Below are 16,389 nucleotides of genomic sequence, written 5' to 3' on the forward strand. Positions count from 1 at the left end.
ATTTCCTTCGGCGGCGAGCGTGTATATTCTTGCGGTTCGAATCAACCGCAACGCCACCGAAGGAAACCATGAAAACCGCACGTCTTGCCGCCGCCGTGGCATTCGCCCTGGCCGGCTTCGTCCATGCACAGGACACCACCCCTCCCCCGGCGCCGGTTCCCGGCACCCCGCCTTCGCCGGCGGTCGCGACCCCGTCGGCCACCACGGCTCCCGCCCTGCCGGCGGTCGAGAACTCGGTGGTCAAGATCTTCTCCACCGTGCGTGCCCCGGACCCGTACAAACCCTGGGCCAAGCAGTCGCCGCGCGACATCACCGGCTCGGGCGTCATCATCGAGGGCAAGCGCATCCTGACGAATGCCCACGTGGTCGGTTACGCCAGCCAGGTGGAGGTGCAGGCCAGCCAGTCGGGCGACAAGGTGCCGGCCAAGGTGATCGCGCTGGCGCGTGGCCTGGACCTGGCGGTGCTGGAACTGGACGACGCTTCCTTTTTTGAGAAGCGCCCGCCGGTCCGGCGCGCCGCCGTGCTGCCGGACGTGCGCGAAGCCGTCTACGCCTACGGCTATCCGGTCGGCGGCAACTCGCTCTCGACCACCCGCGGCATCGTCTCGCGCGTGGAATTCGTCGGCTACGGTTCCTTCAGCTCGGGCCTGCGCATCCAGATCGACGCGCCGATCAACCCGGGCAACAGCGGCGGCCCCGTGATCGCCGGCGACAAGATGATCGGCCTGGCCTTCTCGATGGCGGCCGGCGCCCAGAACATCGGCTACGTGATTCCGAACGAGGAGATCGAGCTGTTCCTGAAGGACGTGGCCGATGGCCGCTACGACGGCAAGCCGCTGCTGCACGACAGCATCCAGACCCTGGAGAACCCGGCCCTGCGCGCCTTCCTGAAGCTGGACAAATCGGTCGAAGGCGCGGTGGTGCATCGTCCGTATAAACCTGATGCTTCCTGGCCGTTGAAAGAATGGGACGTGATCACCCACATCGGTGAGTACCCGGTCGACAACCAGGGCATGGTGAAGCTGGGCTCGAACCTGCGCGTGCGCTTCCAGTACCGCATCCAGCAGGTGGCGAAGAACGGCAAGGTGCCCATGACCATCGTCCGTGGGGGCAAGACCATGAAGGTCGAGGTGCCGACCAGCGGCCCGCGTCCGCTCCTGATCCCCGACCTGAACGGCGGCTACCCCTCCTACTTCGTCTACGGCCCGGTTTCCTTCACCCGCGCGACGGCCGAATTCGCGAGCTTCCTGATGACGAATGCGGCGGCAATGACGGCCTACGCCTTCAACGACAATCCCCTGGTGAACCAGCGCGGCGATTCGCCGGATGCGGCGCGCGAGGAACTGGTCGTGATCAGCAGCCCCTTCTTCCCGCACCGGCTGGTGACCGGCTACGGCAACCGCTTCGGCTCGGTGGTCGACACGGTCAACGGCGTCAAGATCCGCAGCCTGGCGCACCTGGTGTCGACCCTGCGTGACCTGAAGGACGAGCACGTGGTCTTCAAGTTCGACCAGCGCTACGGCGAGACCCTGATCCTGCCGCGCAAGGCGGCGCTGGATGCGACCGAATCGATCCTGTCGGACAACGGCATCCGCACCCAGGGGTCGGAGGACATGATGAAGGTGTGGAACGGGAAGTAATCCGGTCCCGCAATGAAAAAACCGCAGCCTGGGCTGCGGTTTTTTTTTGCTTACTTCGCCTTCTTGACCGGCACCAGCAGCAGGTCCTGGAAGTCGTAGCTGAAGTCGGTCTCGGTCGACACCGGCTTCATGCGCACCCGTTCGATGCTGCCGTCGTGATCCAGCGAGAAGGTCACGTAGGCGTCGGCGTTGAAGTTACGTTCCTTCCAGCGCACGATGAAGGTGTCGTGCTGGAAGTGCTCCATCTCCCCCGTCAGGTCGGGCGTGCGGGTGAAGGACATCACCAGCCTGTTATTCACGCGTTTAATCGAGACCTTGCCGTACCAGGCATCCTCGTAGTCGCCTTCATAGGACGCCAGCGCCAGCGAAGGCTTCGACTGCGCCGCGCGCGACGCCGCCTCCCCCTTCACGCGGGCCGCTTCCTTGGCCTGGTTTTCCCTGTCGATGTCGGCGATGCGGCCGATCCAGTCGGTCGGCGCCACACCCAGGTGCTGGTCCAGCAGGCGGTACTGCAGGGCGTTCAGCGACGGGCCGCTCTCGGCGTTGGTGAAGATCGCGATGCCCAGCTTCGCTTCCGGCACCAGCAGCACGCGGGTATAGAAGCCCTGCAGCGCGCCGCCGTGCATGGCGACCAGCTTGCCCTGGTAGTCGCGCAGCTGGAAGCCAAGGCCATAGGCGTAGAAGTTCGGCTTGGTCGCCGCCAGCGGAGGACGCGGCTGGTTGATCGTCATCGGGGTCTGGGCGGTCCACATCTCGCGCGCCTGCTTGTCCGACCACAGGCGCTTGTCGCCGCCGACTTTGCCGTTATCGAGCAGCACGTTCATCCAGCGCGCGATGTCCTCGGCGCTGGTGTTGATGCCGACCGCACCGACGGCGTTCGATACCGGCATCGGCTTGACCGGCACGGCCTTGCCGGCGATCTTGCTGTGCGGCGCCGAGACGTTGGCGAACTTCGCGTTCTCTTCCAGGCTCGTGGTGGTGCCCGTCATGCCGACTGGCTTGAGGATCCACTCGTGCATGGTCTCGCCCCAGGTCTTGCCGGACTTGGCGGCGATGATCTTGCCGGCCACGATGTAGAGCAGGTTGTCGTAGGCGTAGGCGCTACGGAAGCTCGTCGCCGGCTTCACATAGCGCAGGTTGTGGATGATCTCGTCGGTGCTGAAGGTGGTGGTCGGCCACCACAACAGGTCGCCCGCGCCCAGGCCCAGGCCGCTGCGGTGGGTCAGCAGGTCGCGCACGGTCATCTCGGCGGTGACGTAGGCGTCGTACATGCGGAAGTCCGGCAGGTGCTTGATCACGGGATCGTCCCAGGACAGCTTGCCCTGGTCGACCAGCATGCCCAGCGCCGCGGCGGTGAAGGCCTTGGAATTCGAGGCGATCTCGAAGATGGTCTTGCCGTCGACCCTGGCCGCTTCGCCGCGCTTGCGCACGCCGAAGCCCTCGGCGGTGACGACCTTGCCGTCCTTGACGACGGCGATGGCGATGCCTGGCACGTCGAACTCTTTCATCACGCGCTCGACGTCGGCGCGCAGGTTGTACGCCGGCGCGACGGCGGCGCTGCTGCCTGGCGCCGCATCTTGTGCGAAGACCGCACCGGTGGTGGAAATCGCGATCAGGACCGCGGCTGCTACTCGATTCATCGAAAACACTCTGTCTGTCCCCTTCTTGTTTATTTACTTGCCATGGCCTTGTCGACGCTGCCCTGCGTCTCCGGGTGGTAGCGCTCGCGCGCCGACTTGTAGATGCGCTCGGCCCAGGCGCGGTCGTCCGGCTTGGCGCGCAGGGCGGTGTACAGCGGCACCACGAACTTCTGGCGGCCGACGCTCATCAGGAAGGCTTCCATCTGCGGACGCACGCCCTTGTAGCCGGCGTGCACCGCAGCGCGATAGAAGCGGAAGGCCACTTCGTTGTTGCCGGTCCTGGCCAGGCCGAAGGCCTTGTCGAGTTCTTCCAGCTTGGCGGCATTGGCCTTGTTGTCGATGTCGTTCAGGAACTTCATCCACTCTTCCGCCTTCCATCCCTTGGTATCGAGCTGCGCGGTTGTGAGCTCGCCCTTGAGCCAGCGCGCGGTGGTGTCGTTCAGCTTCGTCAGGCGGCTGGAGACGGCGTGCTTGGCGCTGGCCGGGATGCCCGGGCCGTACAGCCACTCGTCGAGCTCCTTGTCGCTCATGATCTTCGGGTTCTTCGCCAGCAGGTTCGTGCGCAGGAAAGCCACGAACTGGTCGGTGGTCACGCTCTGGAAGGCGTGCTGGTCGAACCAGTTGCGCAGGAATGGGTCAAATGCGGCGCGGCCGGCGCGCTGTTCCAGCGTGCGCAGGAACCAGGCGCCCTTCGGGTAAGCCAGGCCTTCGTCGGTGTAGTGCTTCGAGGAGTCGTCCGGGTTGCGGGTGACCAGGGCCTGCTTCTCCTTCGGGATGCCCTTCAGGGATTCGATCGCCTCTTCCTGCTCGAGCTGCAGGTTCATGGTCGCCACTTCCTCGCCGTAGAGCTTCTCGATGATGCGGGTGGTGACGTAGGTGGTGAAGCCCTCGTTGAGCCACCAGTGCTTCCACGAGGCGTTGGTCACCAGGTTGCCCGACCAGCTGTGCGCCAGTTCGTGGGCGATCAGGTCGACCAGGCTGCGGTCGCCCGCGATCATGGTCGGGGTCAGGAAGGTCAGGCGCGGGTTTTCCATGCCGCCGATCGGGAAGGACGGCGGCAGCACCAGCATGTCGTAGCGCCCCCAGCGATATGGGCCGTACAGCGATTCGGCGGCGGCCACCATCTTCTCGGTGTCGGCCAGCTCGTACTCGGCGGCCTTGATGCGCTGCGGCTCGGCGTAGACGCCGGTGCGGCCGCCCAGGGTGCGTGCTTCCAGCTCGCCGATGCCGATCGCCACCAGGTAGGACGGCACGGGCTGCGGCATCTTGAAGTTCCAGCCGCCCTTGCCGGTGGCCTTCGGGTCGTTATCGGCGCTCATCACGACGCGCATGCCTTCCGGCGCCTGGATGCGGGCGGTGTAGGTGAAGCGCACCGCTGGCGTGTCCTGCACCGGCATGAAGGAGCGCGCATTGATCGGCTGCGACTGGCTGAACATGAAGGGGAACTTGCCCGACATGGTCTGCTTCGGGGTCAGCCACTGCAGGGCCGCGGCGGTAGGCGCGGTCTTGTAGTGGATGCGCACCTTGGCCGGCTGGCCGGGCAGGGTCACGTGCAGGGCCTGGCCCTTTTCAAGATCGAGCTTGTCAAGGGTGTACTTGACCGGCGTCCAGCCGCCTTTCGCATCCTGCGCCTCGATCTTCGAGATCGCCAGGTCGCGGGTGTCGAGGTCCAGGGTGGTGGCCTTCTTGTCGATCCAGTCCAGCGTCAGTTCGGCATAGCCGCCCAGGGTCTTCTGGGTGAAGTCGGCCTTCAGGTCCAGGTGCAGGGCGGTGGTCTTGACCTGGTCGTATTTGGCGTAGCTGAGGGGATCGAGTGCGAACGCGTAGGCGCTCCACTGGCTGAGGATGGCGCAGGCGGTGGCGCGCAGCACGGTAGAAGTCTTCATGGTCTCTCGGGAAGGATGAGGGCGCGAGCAGAATAGCATCTTCCGGGCGCGTCGGAAAAGCACGAGTTGGCCCCAGGCGCACGCCGTATTGACGGGGCGCTCTGCTATGATCCGGCCCCATCATGGACGCCTTTCTCGTATCGGCCGGCATCGTGGGACTGGCCGAGATTGGCGACAAGACCCAGGTCGCGACCGTGGCCCTGGCCGCGCGCTACGAGGCCATGGCGGCGGTCGTGGCGGGGACCACCTTCGGCATGATGCTGGCGAACGTGCCGGCGGTGGTGTTCGGCGAGCGCATCGCGCACCGGGTGCCCCTGAGGCTGGTGCACGGGCTGGCAGCGCTGATCTTTGCGGTACTGGGTATCGCCACCCTCTTGGGAGCAGGCGAGTCGCTCTGGTAGGGTGGCCTGGGCGGCCCCGTCGCTTCGCCGACCGCGCGTTCAAACCGATGACGAACAGACGCAGCGTCCCTTCGACTGGGAGTTGAACGCGCGGTCGGCAGAGCCGACCACCCTACGATTCGCGGTCATTCCTGCGTTACCCAGATCGGCGCCGACCACAGCACGTTGCCATCCTCCTGCGTCACCTTCGCATAGTAGAAGTGCGCCCCGGGCGAAGGCGTGAAGCTGGCCGTGGCCAGGTTCGACACCTCGGTCACGGTGCCCTTGCGCCCCGGCACCCCTTCCATGATCGATACCGCCGCCACCTTCTTGCCCGTGCTGGATGCGAAGTTCGCCTGCAGGGTCAGCGGTCCGCGGTTCACGAAGCGCTCGCCCATCATCCGCCCGTTCGCGGTGAACACCAGCTGCGCCGTCTTGTCCATGGTCGCGAACACGCGGCGCGCCTTGAGCGCCGCCACGAAGCTCTCGCGCGTGAGCGGCGTCCCGTTGGGCAGCAGGACGCCGGTGCGGTTGGTGTAGGACGCGCCCCAGTTGGCGCAGTGGTTGTCCTGGTTGGTGCTGAAGGCCAGGTGGTAGCCGGCTTCCAGCAACCGGTTGCAGGCCTGCTCGAAGTTGCTGCGCCGGGTTTCGGTCTCGCTGTCGTTGGTCGAGAAGGCGGTGCTGTTCATCACCTCGCACAGCACCATGGTTTCGTCGCCGTCGGCGGTGTAGCCGAGCGGGACGCCGTTCACCACGAACTGCCCGCTGTGCGCCGGATGGTTGAACTGGCCCACCCAGCCCTGCTTTCGCATCAGGGTGTAGAGCGCGCCGTAGTCGCTGCGGGGCGTCGCCGTATCGGCCATCAGCTCGCCCTTGCCGTTGCTCTCCCAGCCGAGCAGCTCGTCGCTGTTGAAGATGTTGACGTGGCCGCCCTTGTTGATGACGCCCCACTCCATGCCGTACAGGGCGAGGAAGTTGGGCTTGGTGGCGTTGAAGGCGGCGGCGCTGGCCAGGCCCGCCTGGTACAGGGCGCGCGCCTGGGCGGCGTCTGCGTCGAGGTTGGTGCCGTCCGAGCCGTCGTACATGTGGTTGTGTTCGGAGACCGCCAGCACGTCGAGGCCGCGCCCACGCGCGTAGGCAAAAGCGGCTTCCGGTCCGTACTTCGCCTTGAGCGGGTCCTGGGCGCCCTTGCATTCGTCGAGCGCGGCGCCGCCGTCGCTGTGGTTGCTCTGGCTGTGCAGGTTGGCGAGATAGACGGTGTAGGGCAGCGCGCCCGGGGCGGGCGCCGCTCCGGCCTGCCCCGTCATCTCGCGCACGCCGGGCAGCGGCGCGAAGCGCGGGGTGCGCTGGGCGGGCAAGGCGCCGACGGCGATCTGCCAGTCCTGCACGACGGCCTCCTCATGGTCGCCATCGAGCTGGGCGCGCAGCCGGACCCGGTACAGGCCTGCAGGCGCCGCGACGCCGCCGATCCGTCCGTCCCAGGCGACCGGGACAGCGACAGCCTCGGATCCGATGACGCGCTTGCCGCGCCAGCGCCGGGCGACGCGGCCGCGCGGGTCGACCAGTTCCAGCGACCAGTCCACCGTGCCGCGGCCTTCCAGGCCGGGATAATGGAAGCTCATGCTGAAGGTCCGGCGCGCGTCCGCCGCCTTGAAAGGCGCGTGCAGCGTGGCTTCGAGTTCCTTGTGCTCGGCAGGGGCCGCGACCGCGCCGCCGTGGCACAGGGCCAGCAGCAGCGCACCGAAGAGTGGGGAGAAGATTGTGGTTTTCATAATGCAATTTTTACAATTGCATCGAAATCCACCTTGCGCCCACCCGGCGCCGCTGTTGCAAATTTATCTAGAACTCTTGAGCGACTTCAATAGCTCGACAGCCGGCACTAGAAATGGAAGTCCGCGCGCAGCATCGGGGTGCTGGCGCGCTGGCCGGCGCCTCCCGTGGTGCGGCGCGTATTGCCGAACTTGTTGTTCCAGAACTGGTAGCCGACGCCGATCCGGATCTTCTTCTTCGCGTAGCCCAGGCGCGGGCCGATGTCGTACATGAAGGCCAGGTCGAGGTTGGTCTCGGCCCCCGTCGGGTTGCCGGTCTCGTCCAGCCCCTTCTCGGCGATGAAGTTCAGGAAGCCTTCGAAGGACCAGCCCTCGGCCACCGGGATGCCCCAGCTGGCGCCGAACATCGGGTGGGTCTCGTAGGTGTAGCGGCCGCGCACATTGGCGATCGGCGGGAAGGGGCCGCTCGGCGCATTCGATTCGCGCAGCCACAGGATGCTGGTGTTGAGAAAACCCGGCACGTCCCACATCAGGGTGGGGCCGGCTACCAGCATGCGCTTGCGCGAGTTGTAGCCGACGTCGTCCTTGTCGTTGACGTCGAAGCCGAGCGTCAGGCCCACGCCCTTCACCTTTCCGAAGCGAATCTCGGAGCCGCGCAGCGCGCCGATGTCGAGCGTGTGGCGGTACAGCAGGTAGGCTTCCTGCGCGCCGCTGTCGCTGCCCAGGTTGCGCGGGTCCGTGCTGTCGGACTTGAGCACGTCGAGGTTGAGGTAGTTGCTGCCGTACTTGTAGCCGCTCGCGTGCGTGAAGGCCACGATGTGCTTCTTGATGTGCTCCGGGTTGAACGGCTCCGCGAAGCGCGTGCCGTAGCGGTAGCTGATCGCGTTGTCGCTCCAGTCCATCGCCCCGGCGGGGACGGCGCAGCACAGCAGTGCGGCGCAGGCCGCTGTTCTCATTTTTCTCGCTTGGGTGCTCATGTTTTCAATCCTGGCAGTTTGTCATGCGGGCCGGGGAGTACGTCTCCCGGCCTGCGTTCCACATAGAGTTCGACCTGGTGTTCGCGGCCATCGTCGAGCGGGTCGATGATGTTGTCCGCCTGCGGCCGGCCGTCGAGCAGCAGCGCTTCGCCCTGGCCGGCATGGCGCACCTGGACGTCGTAGTCCGCCCGGCCCGCCCGGTAGCGCAGGCGCAGTCCTTCCCAGGCGGCCGGCAGCAAGGGCGCCAGCGCCAGGCGGTCGGCCGCGCGCCCGATGCCGAGCAGCGCATCATACAGCAGCAGGCAGGTCCAGCCGCTCGCCGCGCCATCCATCATGAAGTAAGGCGTAGCCAGAGGGCGCACGGGTGCCTCCATGGCCAGCGCCCAGGCGCGCGTCGCGGCGCCCTGCTTGGCAAGGGCCAGGCCCAGCCAGGCGGCCGTGCGCGCGTCCGGCGCACGGTCCTGCCTGGACAGCGCGGCGGCGACACGGCCCGGCTCCGCACCCGCGAGCGCAGCCCAGGCCTGGGTCGCGGCATCGCCTTCGCCATAGGCTTCGCCGTTCCAGCCGTGTTCCTCGGCCTGCGCCATCAAGGCCAGCGCCGCGCCGCGGCAGGTGGTGGCGAAGCCGAAGTCGGCGCGGCGGTCGGCCACGTCGGCGAAATGCTGGAGCACGGCGGCCAGCAGGAAGGCCAGTCGCAGGTCTTCCGGACGCTCCGGCATATCTTCTCCGTCCTCGTGCATGCGCGCGTCCTGCAAGGGCAGGCCGTGCTCGCCGAAACGCAGGCAGCCGCGCAGGCCATGCACACAATACTGGTAGAGGTCGTCGTGGGCAAGTCGCGTGCCGCTGGATGGATCGCCCCCGGCCGGCTCGCGCAGGATGCCGTAGTCGCCGCTCACCGCGATATAGCGCTGTAGCGCCCAGGGCAGCCAGAGGAAGTCCTCGACAGCCGCCCCGGCGCTGCCGATGTCCGCGCGCGCAGCACGCAGCAGTGCCTCGCGCAGCGTGGCCGGGCTGCCGTGCAGGGCCGCCAGCGCACCCTGCAGCTGCCGGGCCGGCGCCTCGCCGGAGGTCAGGGCCAGGGCGGCGTAGGGCAGCCAGCCATTGGCGAACAGGTCGAAGGACGGGCCTGGCGTGGCAACCCGCACGCTGCCGAGCAGCGCGTCCCAATGGGCGTGCAGCGCGCGCAGGGCCCGCGCCGCGCCCCTGGCGCCGCCATGCTGCTGCACCGCCTGGCTGGCGGCGAGCACGCTTGGCCCGGCCACGCCCAGCAGGAACACCAGCTCCCTTTCCTCGCCCGGCTGCAGCTCGATCCGCAGCTGCAGCGCAGCGCAGGGGTCGAGCGCGGCGCCGTGGCTGCCCGACAGGCCCCCGCGTTCGAGTGCGGCCGGCCGCGCAAGGCTGCGGTGGTGTCCGACGAATTCGCGCCGGTCGGCGGTATGCGCCACCTGCGCCGCTTCCACGTGGAAGAAGGCGACCTTGTCTGCAAAGCCGTCGCCGAAGGCGTTGCGGGCGGTCAGCGCACCGCTGGCCAGGTCGACGCCGGTGACGATCTGCAGGCCGGCAGGCGCCTCGGCCTCGTCCAGCCACCACTGCACGTAGCCGGTCGCCGAGAGGCGGCGCGGCGTGCTGGAGGCATTGCGCAGCGTGAGCACCGAGTATTTGAGGGGAGCATCCTGGGCGACGAAGCAGCGTAGCGTCGACGCGATGCCGTGGGCCCCGTGTTCGAACAGCGTATAGCCGAAACCGTGGCGCGTCAGATAAGGTTCGCCGGAGGGCATGGGCCAGGGCGTGGGCGACCAGGCCACGCCCGTATCCTCGTCGCGCAGGTAGAAAGCCTCGCCCTCGTCAGGCGTGAGGCGCAGCATGCGGCTGCCGCACCAGCTGCCGCCCGGCCCGGTGGCCTGGACCTCGGCGCCGAAGCTGCCGTTGGCCAGCGGATTGGGCCAGGGCGCCGGCAGGGCCTCGCTGCTGCGGATCAGGTATTCGCGGCCGTCTGCGGTGAAACCGCCGAGACCATTGTCGTGCTGGAGCGCTTCCGGCGCCACCGGGGGTGCATCCGGCGTCCATTGCGGCGGCTCGGCGACCGGGACGAAGGGGACGGGCCAGGACGGCATCGGCGGCGCGGCGCGGCCCAGCTGCTCGGCGAGCGGGCCGCGCCCGGCCAGCAGCAGTACCCGGGCGGCAGCGCGCAGCAGGATGCGGTCTTCCTGCGGCACCTCGTCCAGCAGATGGAGGTGCAGGTGCGCCACGTCCTGCGGCGCCATCTCCCTTGTCTGCTCGCGGATCGCGCGGTTCTCGCACAGCACCAGCAGGTCGACGGCCAGGCCGCGGGCGCGCCAGTAGGCATGGGCCCGCAGCACCTCGCGCGCCAGGTCCAGGTCGGCGTCCGGCTGCAGCACCAGCAGGGGACGGCGGCCGTCCACGCCGTAGGCGCGCAGGGCCGCGCGGCCGCGCACATTGCGTTCGATGACGCCGGGCTCGGCGCGCAGACCGGGCACGGGCTCGAACAGGCAGCCGGCCAGGCGGTTGAAGCGCTGTGCCTCGGCCTCGCCCAGGCCTTCGCGGTCGAGCGCGGCCTGGCCGTGGGTCCATGCCGCTTCCAGGGCCTGCGCCACCGCGGCCGCGTCGAGATACCGGGCCGCCAGGGCGCGCGCCGCGGCGGGCGTGGCGGCCGCCCCCAGCAGCAGGTCGACCGTGATTTCCTGCCCGGGATCCAGGTCCAGGCTGCGGCGGATCGCCAGCACCGGCACCTCGCTTGTCCCTTCTTCGAGCGGCGGCAGGGGCTTGGCGGGATCGAGGCAGGCGCCGCCGAACTGCGGTGCGCCGGACCTGCCCCGCACCGCCAGCGCGTGCAGCACGGTGGGCAGGGCCGGGCCGGCGTAGCACAGCAGCGCGCTGGATGCCGCATCGACCTGGAGCTGGACGCCCTGTCCGTGCGGCGCGAGCGCGGCCAGGGCAACGCCGCTCGTCACCTCGAGGGCGAGCGCGGTGTCGCGCGTGTTGCGGATGCGCAGGCGCCGCAGCTCGACGTCGTCTTCCGGCGCCACCGCCACGTCGGCCACGATGGCCAGGCCGCGCTCTTGGCGCCGGAAGGTCGCGCGGCCCTCGGCGAATACGGCTTCGATGCGCTCCGTCGCGCCAAGGCCAGGCGTGGACGACCACAGCTCGCCGCCGGCGGTGTCGCGCAGCATCCAGGCCATGCCACCCCGGGACCCCAGCGGGTCCGGCTGCCAGCGCGTCAGCGTCATGTCGTCCAGGCGGCTGTAGCCGGAACCGTCGCTGGCCACCATCAGGTGGTAGCGGCCGTTCGACAGCAGCTGCACGTCGAGCATGGCGGCGTCGGCGCGCTCGATGACGCGGACCTGGCTCGGCGTGCCGGGCCTTGCCGCGCCGCTGTAGGGCGCGGGCATGGAGGCGCCGCGGGCCGGCACCGCTTCCTGCAGCAGCGCCTGGGCGGCGCGCAGTTCGGGATCAAGCGCGAAGCGGCGCTGCATCGGCGCGTCGTGCAGCGCCTGCAGCAGCGCGAGCATGCTCATCCCCTGGTGGCGGGCGGCGACCGTGCGCACCACGTGGTGGCCCTCCCCGTGCGGCAGGTGGCCGGGCGTGTAGTCGACCGCATCCACGAAGCCGTAGTCGCCGCCCATGCCGAGCGCGGCCATGCGTTCCAGGTTGGCGAGCGCCGCGCCGGGCGCGAGCGGCAGCGCCAGCAGGGCCGCGTAGGGAGCGGCCACCAGGGCGTCCCCGCTACCCCGGCGCAGGGCGGCGCCTGGCACGCCGAAGCGGCGGAACTGGTACAGCAGGCTGGCGTCGACCGCATTGCAGGCCGATTCCGAGAAGCCCCAGGGCATGCCGTGGCGGCGCCCATGCGCCACCTGGGCGCGTACGGCGGCGCGGGCGGCATGGTCAAGCAGCGTGTCACGCCAGGCCGGCATCAGGAGCTGGGGCGCGAGGTAGTCCGACAGGGCGCCATCGGCCGACAGCAGCAACTGGTCGAAGCCGGCGATGCGCAGTGGACGGCTCAAGCGCCACCAGTGGCGCTGGCCGAGCTGGTCCTGGGCCACCGCCATATAGCTGGCCAGGCAGGCATCCGAGGCCAGCAGGTCGCAGCTGTTGGCATCGAGGCGCTCTTCACGGACATGGCAGCCGCGCGCCAGCAGGCCGGCAGCCGGGTCGAACAGGGCCGCGAAATCCATCGCGCCGAAGCCGCGCGCCTGGACGGCGAGCGCCGCGAAGCGCTTCATCAGCTTGCGCGCGTGTTCGCGTCCGTCGCGCACGTGGCGCGCCAGGCCGGGGTGCATGCCGGGAAGCGGCTCGAAGGCGGCGAGCTCGCGCAAGGTCGGGATGCGGGTGAGTCCGGCGTCGAGCACGTATTCCTGCTCGGCGCGCATCCAGGGCGCCAGCTCCAGGAGGTCGTCCTGCAGGGCCTGGCATTGCGCCACCAGCCGCGCGGCCCATTCGCGTAGAGGGTCCTCGTCCTTCAGTCCGGCGCGTGGCAGGCCGGCATGCAGGGCTTCGCTTGCCGCGACGATGTGGCGCAGGCATTCGGCCAGGCCGGGCAAGGTGTCGGCCGCGCGGCAGCGCTGCGGGTCCAGCGCTGCCCATGCGGCGGCCACCAGTTCGCGCTCGCGCATCGATCGTCCGTCCGCGAGCTCGTCCACCACGTGCAGCGTCGCGCGGATGCCTTCCAGGGCCTGCGGTCCGGCAATCGGCGCGTCGGGCAGCTCGTCGAGGCCAACGCCGAGAATGCGCAGCGACAGCGCGAGCCAGCCGCTGCCGGAGGTGGACACAAAGGCCGGCTCGATCGGCGCGAGCCTGGCGTTGTCGTAGGCCGCCAGGAAGTGGCCGCGCCAGCGCTCCAGCATGCCCATCGCGCCCAAGGAACCCTCCAGGCGCTCCAGCAGCGCGCCCAGCGGCAGGAAGTCGAAGTCGCGCGCGGCCAGCGCCGACAACAGGGACACGGCCATGCCCTCGGGCGTGGTGCGTGCGTCGGCCAGCATCTCCGGCTGTTCCTGCACGCTTTCCGGCGGCAGCCAGTTGTTGGCGGGGCCGGCGAAGTCTTCGAAGAAGGCCCAGCTGCGCCGCGCGACGCGCTGCAACAGGGCCTGGCGCGCCGCCGACAGGCGCGGCGGGCGCGGACGCACCGGAAGGCCGGTCCACCATGCGAGCAGGGGGGAGAGGAACCAGACCAGCAGCAGCGGCGCGGCCGGGAACAGCGAATACGGATTGGCGAAAGTCAGCAGCAGGGCCATGGCCACCGACAGGGCGGGCGCGAACCACATCGTCACGAGATAATGCACGACCGCGGGCATGGTGCGCGTCCTTGCCGGATCGCGCCGCTTGAGCAGGGCGCGCAGCAGCGCATCGCACTGGGACCAGGCGGCGTGCGGCAGGAAGCTGGTGGCCAGCGCCGCGCGCACCAGCGGCACGCGGGCGCCGCGTGTCCAGGCCTCGAGGTGCTGGCGCCAGGGAGCGTCGTGCGGCCGGTCGATGAGCGCCACCAGGCTTCCCAGCAGCCCGGGCAGGAAGAATACCGCGAGCACAACCGCGGTCCAGAAAGCCGGCTCGGTCAGCGCCGTCCAGCACAGCACCAGCAGGAGCAGCAGCGCCGGCGCCACCAGGCTGTCGCGCAGGGCGTCGAACAGGCGCCAGCGCGCCTGTCCCGTCATCAAACCAGGGCGCCGCAACCGTCCGGCCGACTGCCAGGCGGCGCGCACGGCGCCGCGCCGCGCCGCGGCATGCTCGCCGTAGCCGCAGGGGAAGGCCTGTTCCAGCCGGACTTCCCCGTCGCGGCGCGCGTGCAGGCAGCCTTCGTCCACGATGCCCGGCGCCGACTGCTCGCCCGCCATGAGGCGCTCCCAGGCATCGATCTCGTAGATCGCGGCCCAACCTAACATGCCCTGGGCCTCGGATTCGCGCAGCGCCTGTGGCGCGGCCCAGCTATCCCTGCCCTCGGCCCACAGGCGCTGGTAGCGGCAGTCCTGCCTGCCGGGGAGCGCGCCGCCGATGGCCGGGCGCAGCATGGCGTGGCCTTCCAGGACGCGGGGCGCGCCGGTGTCGAGGACTACCTGGTTGAGCGGATGCGCCATCGCCGCGACCAGCTTGCGCGCCGCGTCGCGCGGGAGGTCGATGGCGGCGTCCAGCGCGATCACATAGCGCGCTTCCGCCAGCCCGGCGCTGCCGCCCGCCACGGTGGCGAAGCGCGCGTGTCCCCCGTCCTCGGGTCTGGCGGCCAGCCAGGCATGCAGGTCGGCCAGCTGGCCGCGGCGCCCTGCCCGTCCACGCATTCGCGGGCGCTGCAGCAGGAGGAAAGGCTCGACGCGCACCCTGTGCGTGGTAGGCTGGCCGTCCTCGTCGACGATCGGGAAGCGGTGCTCGCGCGCGTGCCTGCGATTGAGCGCCTCGATCGCGTCCACCGCCTGCGCCACCAGCGCCGCGTCGCCCGGCTGCACCTCTTCGGTCGCATCTAGCAGATCGGCCAGCAGGCAAAAGCGCAGGCGCGGATCGCGGTTGGCCAGATAGCGCTGTTCGAGATCGCGACACAGGCCGGCGACCTGCTCCGCATGCGCGAGCTGCGCCGATACCGCGACCAGCGTCAGTGCGTCGGCCGGGATGCCGTCCTCGTAGTCCATGCGCGGCATGGCCTGGGGACGCGGCGCCAGCCAGACGGCCATCATGTCGCTCAGCGCCACGGCCAGCTGGCTGCCCCCGACCAGGGATAGCAGTGCGATCGCCGCCTGCAGCGCCAGGCCAGCACCCTGGGTACGTGCACAGGCGATGACGCAGACGGCGAACAGCAGGGACAGGAGGGCCACGGCGCCGATGCGCAGCACCAGCGGCGCACGCGGCCTACGAAGCCGCGCGGCCAGGCGGGACTGCGGCCGCAGGCGCTGCATCAGGGCTTCTCGTCCCGGCCCGGCGAGGTAGTAGCCGATATGGCGCCGGCGCAGGTCCAGGCCGCCCTCGCCCGGCGCGCGGTGCACGCCGGCCAGCGCCAGCGCTTCCTGGGCGACTTCCGCTTCCAGGCGGCGGGCGCGCAGCGCCAGGGTTTCGACGGCGTGGCGGTACAGGTCGCGCGTCGGCCCGTCCATGCGCGGATAGCTGCCGTCCGGATCGGCGCGCAGCAGTGTCTCCACGGGGCTCACCTCTTCCAGCAGCGCGCGCCAGTCGACGCCGCCGAGCTGGCGCAGGCTGGCCAGGCAGTGCGCGGCGATTGCCCCATCCGCCGCCAGTGCGCCGCGCTCGCGCTCGACCAGCTGGCCGATGCCGGCGCCTTCGTCCTGCAGGCGCGCGTCGATCCAGGCCAGCGCCTGTTCCAGGGCGCCGCCGCGGCCATGCAGGCGGCGCGCCAGCTCCGCGACAAAGGCGGAGCCGAGCGGCTGCACGGCGCGCGCCATGTCCGCCACCAGCAGGATCAGGTCGCCCGAGCGCTGCTGGGCGGTATCGAGCATGCGGCCGGCCCAGTCGGCGGCGCGCAGGCGTTCGCGGCAGGCCTCGGCGCTGCGCTCGGCCACGTGGCGCAGGGTGTCGAGCAGGGCCAGGCGCAGCGCGGCGGGCAGCAGGCGCAGCTCGGCCAGCCGCAGCGCCTTGTCCTCGAGCCCCTCCTGGTAGGCGGCGAGCATGGCTGCCAGCTCGGCGCGCGTGATCTTTCCTCCACCCTGCGCCACCGCCTCGCCGGCCAGCGCGTAGATGCGCGCCTGGCCATCGGGCGCCAGCCTTGGCAGCACGCCCGCGTCATGCAGCAGCTGGCCGCGCGCTTCGCGCAGCTGGGCGTCGATCAGGGGATAGCCGTCGAGGATGGCGCCGGCGGCGGCCGGCAGTTCGGTGCCGTCCAGGCGCGCGCCTTCGAGCGCATCGCAGGCAGCGTCGAAGGCGGCAAGCTGGGTGGACAGCAGCATGCGCAGCGCGGGCGCGCCATCGCCCCGCTCCAGCCGGTGGCTTGCAGCGAGCCGCTGGAAATGCGCCGCAAACTGGGCGGCCTGGGAAGCCGCTTGCTCGTCGATGGCGGCGGATCCGGCCTTCGCTTTGGTTTCTTGCTTCAACAGGGACCTCGACACAGAGGCGTGCGCAGTCGACCGCTGGCGCGCAGGGCGCCCGGGG

The 16,389-nt window shown here is 69.9% G+C and carries 7 protein-coding genes; 2 read left to right on the plus strand and 5 right to left on the minus strand.

Annotation, left to right across the window (positions count from 1 at the left end; genetic code table 11):
• Positions 1-68 precede the first annotated feature (68 nt).
• Positions 69-1,640: a S1C family serine protease gene (locus tag NX780_RS03605; protein WP_258826490.1), complete on the plus strand. Its 1,572-nt coding sequence runs from the start codon at positions 69-71 to the stop codon at positions 1,638-1,640.
• Between the two features lie 50 nt (positions 1,641-1,690).
• Here the strand turns inward: NX780_RS03605 and NX780_RS03610 are convergent, their stop codons facing one another.
• Together NX780_RS03610 and NX780_RS03615 are read right to left on the minus strand one after the other, a co-directional pair.
• Complete coding sequence (locus NX780_RS03610; RefSeq protein WP_258826491.1) at positions 1,691-3,280, minus strand: serine hydrolase; 1,590 nt, start codon at positions 3,278-3,280, stop codon at positions 1,691-1,693.
• Positions 3,281-3,309: 29 nt separating this feature from the next.
• Positions 3,310-5,166 carry a M1 family metallopeptidase gene (locus NX780_RS03615; RefSeq protein ID WP_258826492.1) on the minus strand — a complete coding sequence of 619 codons (1,857 nt, stop codon included), beginning with the start codon at positions 5,164-5,166 and terminating at the stop codon, positions 3,310-3,312.
• A gap of 122 nt (positions 5,167-5,288) precedes the next feature.
• On the opposite strand from NX780_RS03615, the gene NX780_RS03620 reads away from it, so the two are divergent.
• Positions 5,289-5,567, plus strand: coding sequence for a TMEM165/GDT1 family protein (locus NX780_RS03620; RefSeq protein WP_258826493.1), 279 nt, complete (start codon positions 5,289-5,291; stop codon positions 5,565-5,567).
• Positions 5,568-5,692: 125 nt separating this feature from the next.
• Here the strand turns inward: NX780_RS03620 and NX780_RS03625 are convergent, their stop codons facing one another.
• The 3 genes from NX780_RS03625 to NX780_RS03635 form a co-directional block, all read right to left on the minus strand.
• Positions 5,693-7,318 carry a CehA/McbA family metallohydrolase gene (locus tag NX780_RS03625; protein ID WP_258826494.1) on the minus strand — a complete coding sequence of 542 codons (1,626 nt, stop codon included), beginning with the start codon at positions 7,316-7,318 and terminating at the stop codon, positions 5,693-5,695.
• 107 nt (positions 7,319-7,425) lie between these two features.
• The gene (locus tag NX780_RS03630; protein ID WP_370663572.1) at positions 7,426-8,292 is read right to left on the minus strand and encodes an outer envelope protein; all 867 of its coding nucleotides are present in this window, start codon (positions 8,290-8,292) and stop codon (positions 7,426-7,428) included.
• A complete protein-coding gene (locus NX780_RS03635; RefSeq protein ID WP_258826495.1) occupies positions 8,289-16,331 on the minus strand; it encodes a GH36-type glycosyl hydrolase domain-containing protein in 8,043 nt (2,680 codons plus the stop codon). Before NX780_RS03635 ends, NX780_RS03630 begins: the two co-directional genes overlap by 4 nt.
• Positions 16,332-16,389 lie beyond the last annotated feature (58 nt).

The organism is Massilia agri, assembly GCF_024753255.1.
GTDB lineage: Bacteria > Pseudomonadota > Gammaproteobacteria > Burkholderiales > Burkholderiaceae_D > Telluria > Telluria agri.

Excerpts from the sequence above, each read along its gene's own strand:
- NX780_RS03630 (WP_370663572.1), bottom strand. The coding sequence starts at position 8,292 with ATGAGCACCCAAGCGAGAAAAATGAGAACAGCGGCCTGCGCCGCACTG.
- NX780_RS03620 (WP_258826493.1), top strand. The coding sequence starts at position 5,289 with ATGGACGCCTTTCTCGTATCGGCCGGCATCGTGGGACTGGCCGAGATT.
- NX780_RS03625 (WP_258826494.1), bottom strand. The coding sequence starts at position 7,318 with ATGAAAACCACAATCTTCTCCCCACTCTTCGGTGCGCTGCTGCTGGCC.
- NX780_RS03615 (WP_258826492.1), bottom strand. The coding sequence starts at position 5,166 with ATGAAGACTTCTACCGTGCTGCGCGCCACCGCCTGCGCCATCCTCAGC.
- NX780_RS03610 (WP_258826491.1), bottom strand. The coding sequence starts at position 3,280 with ATGAATCGAGTAGCAGCCGCGGTCCTGATCGCGATTTCCACCACCGGT.
- NX780_RS03605 (WP_258826490.1), top strand. The coding sequence starts at position 69 with ATGAAAACCGCACGTCTTGCCGCCGCCGTGGCATTCGCCCTGGCCGGC.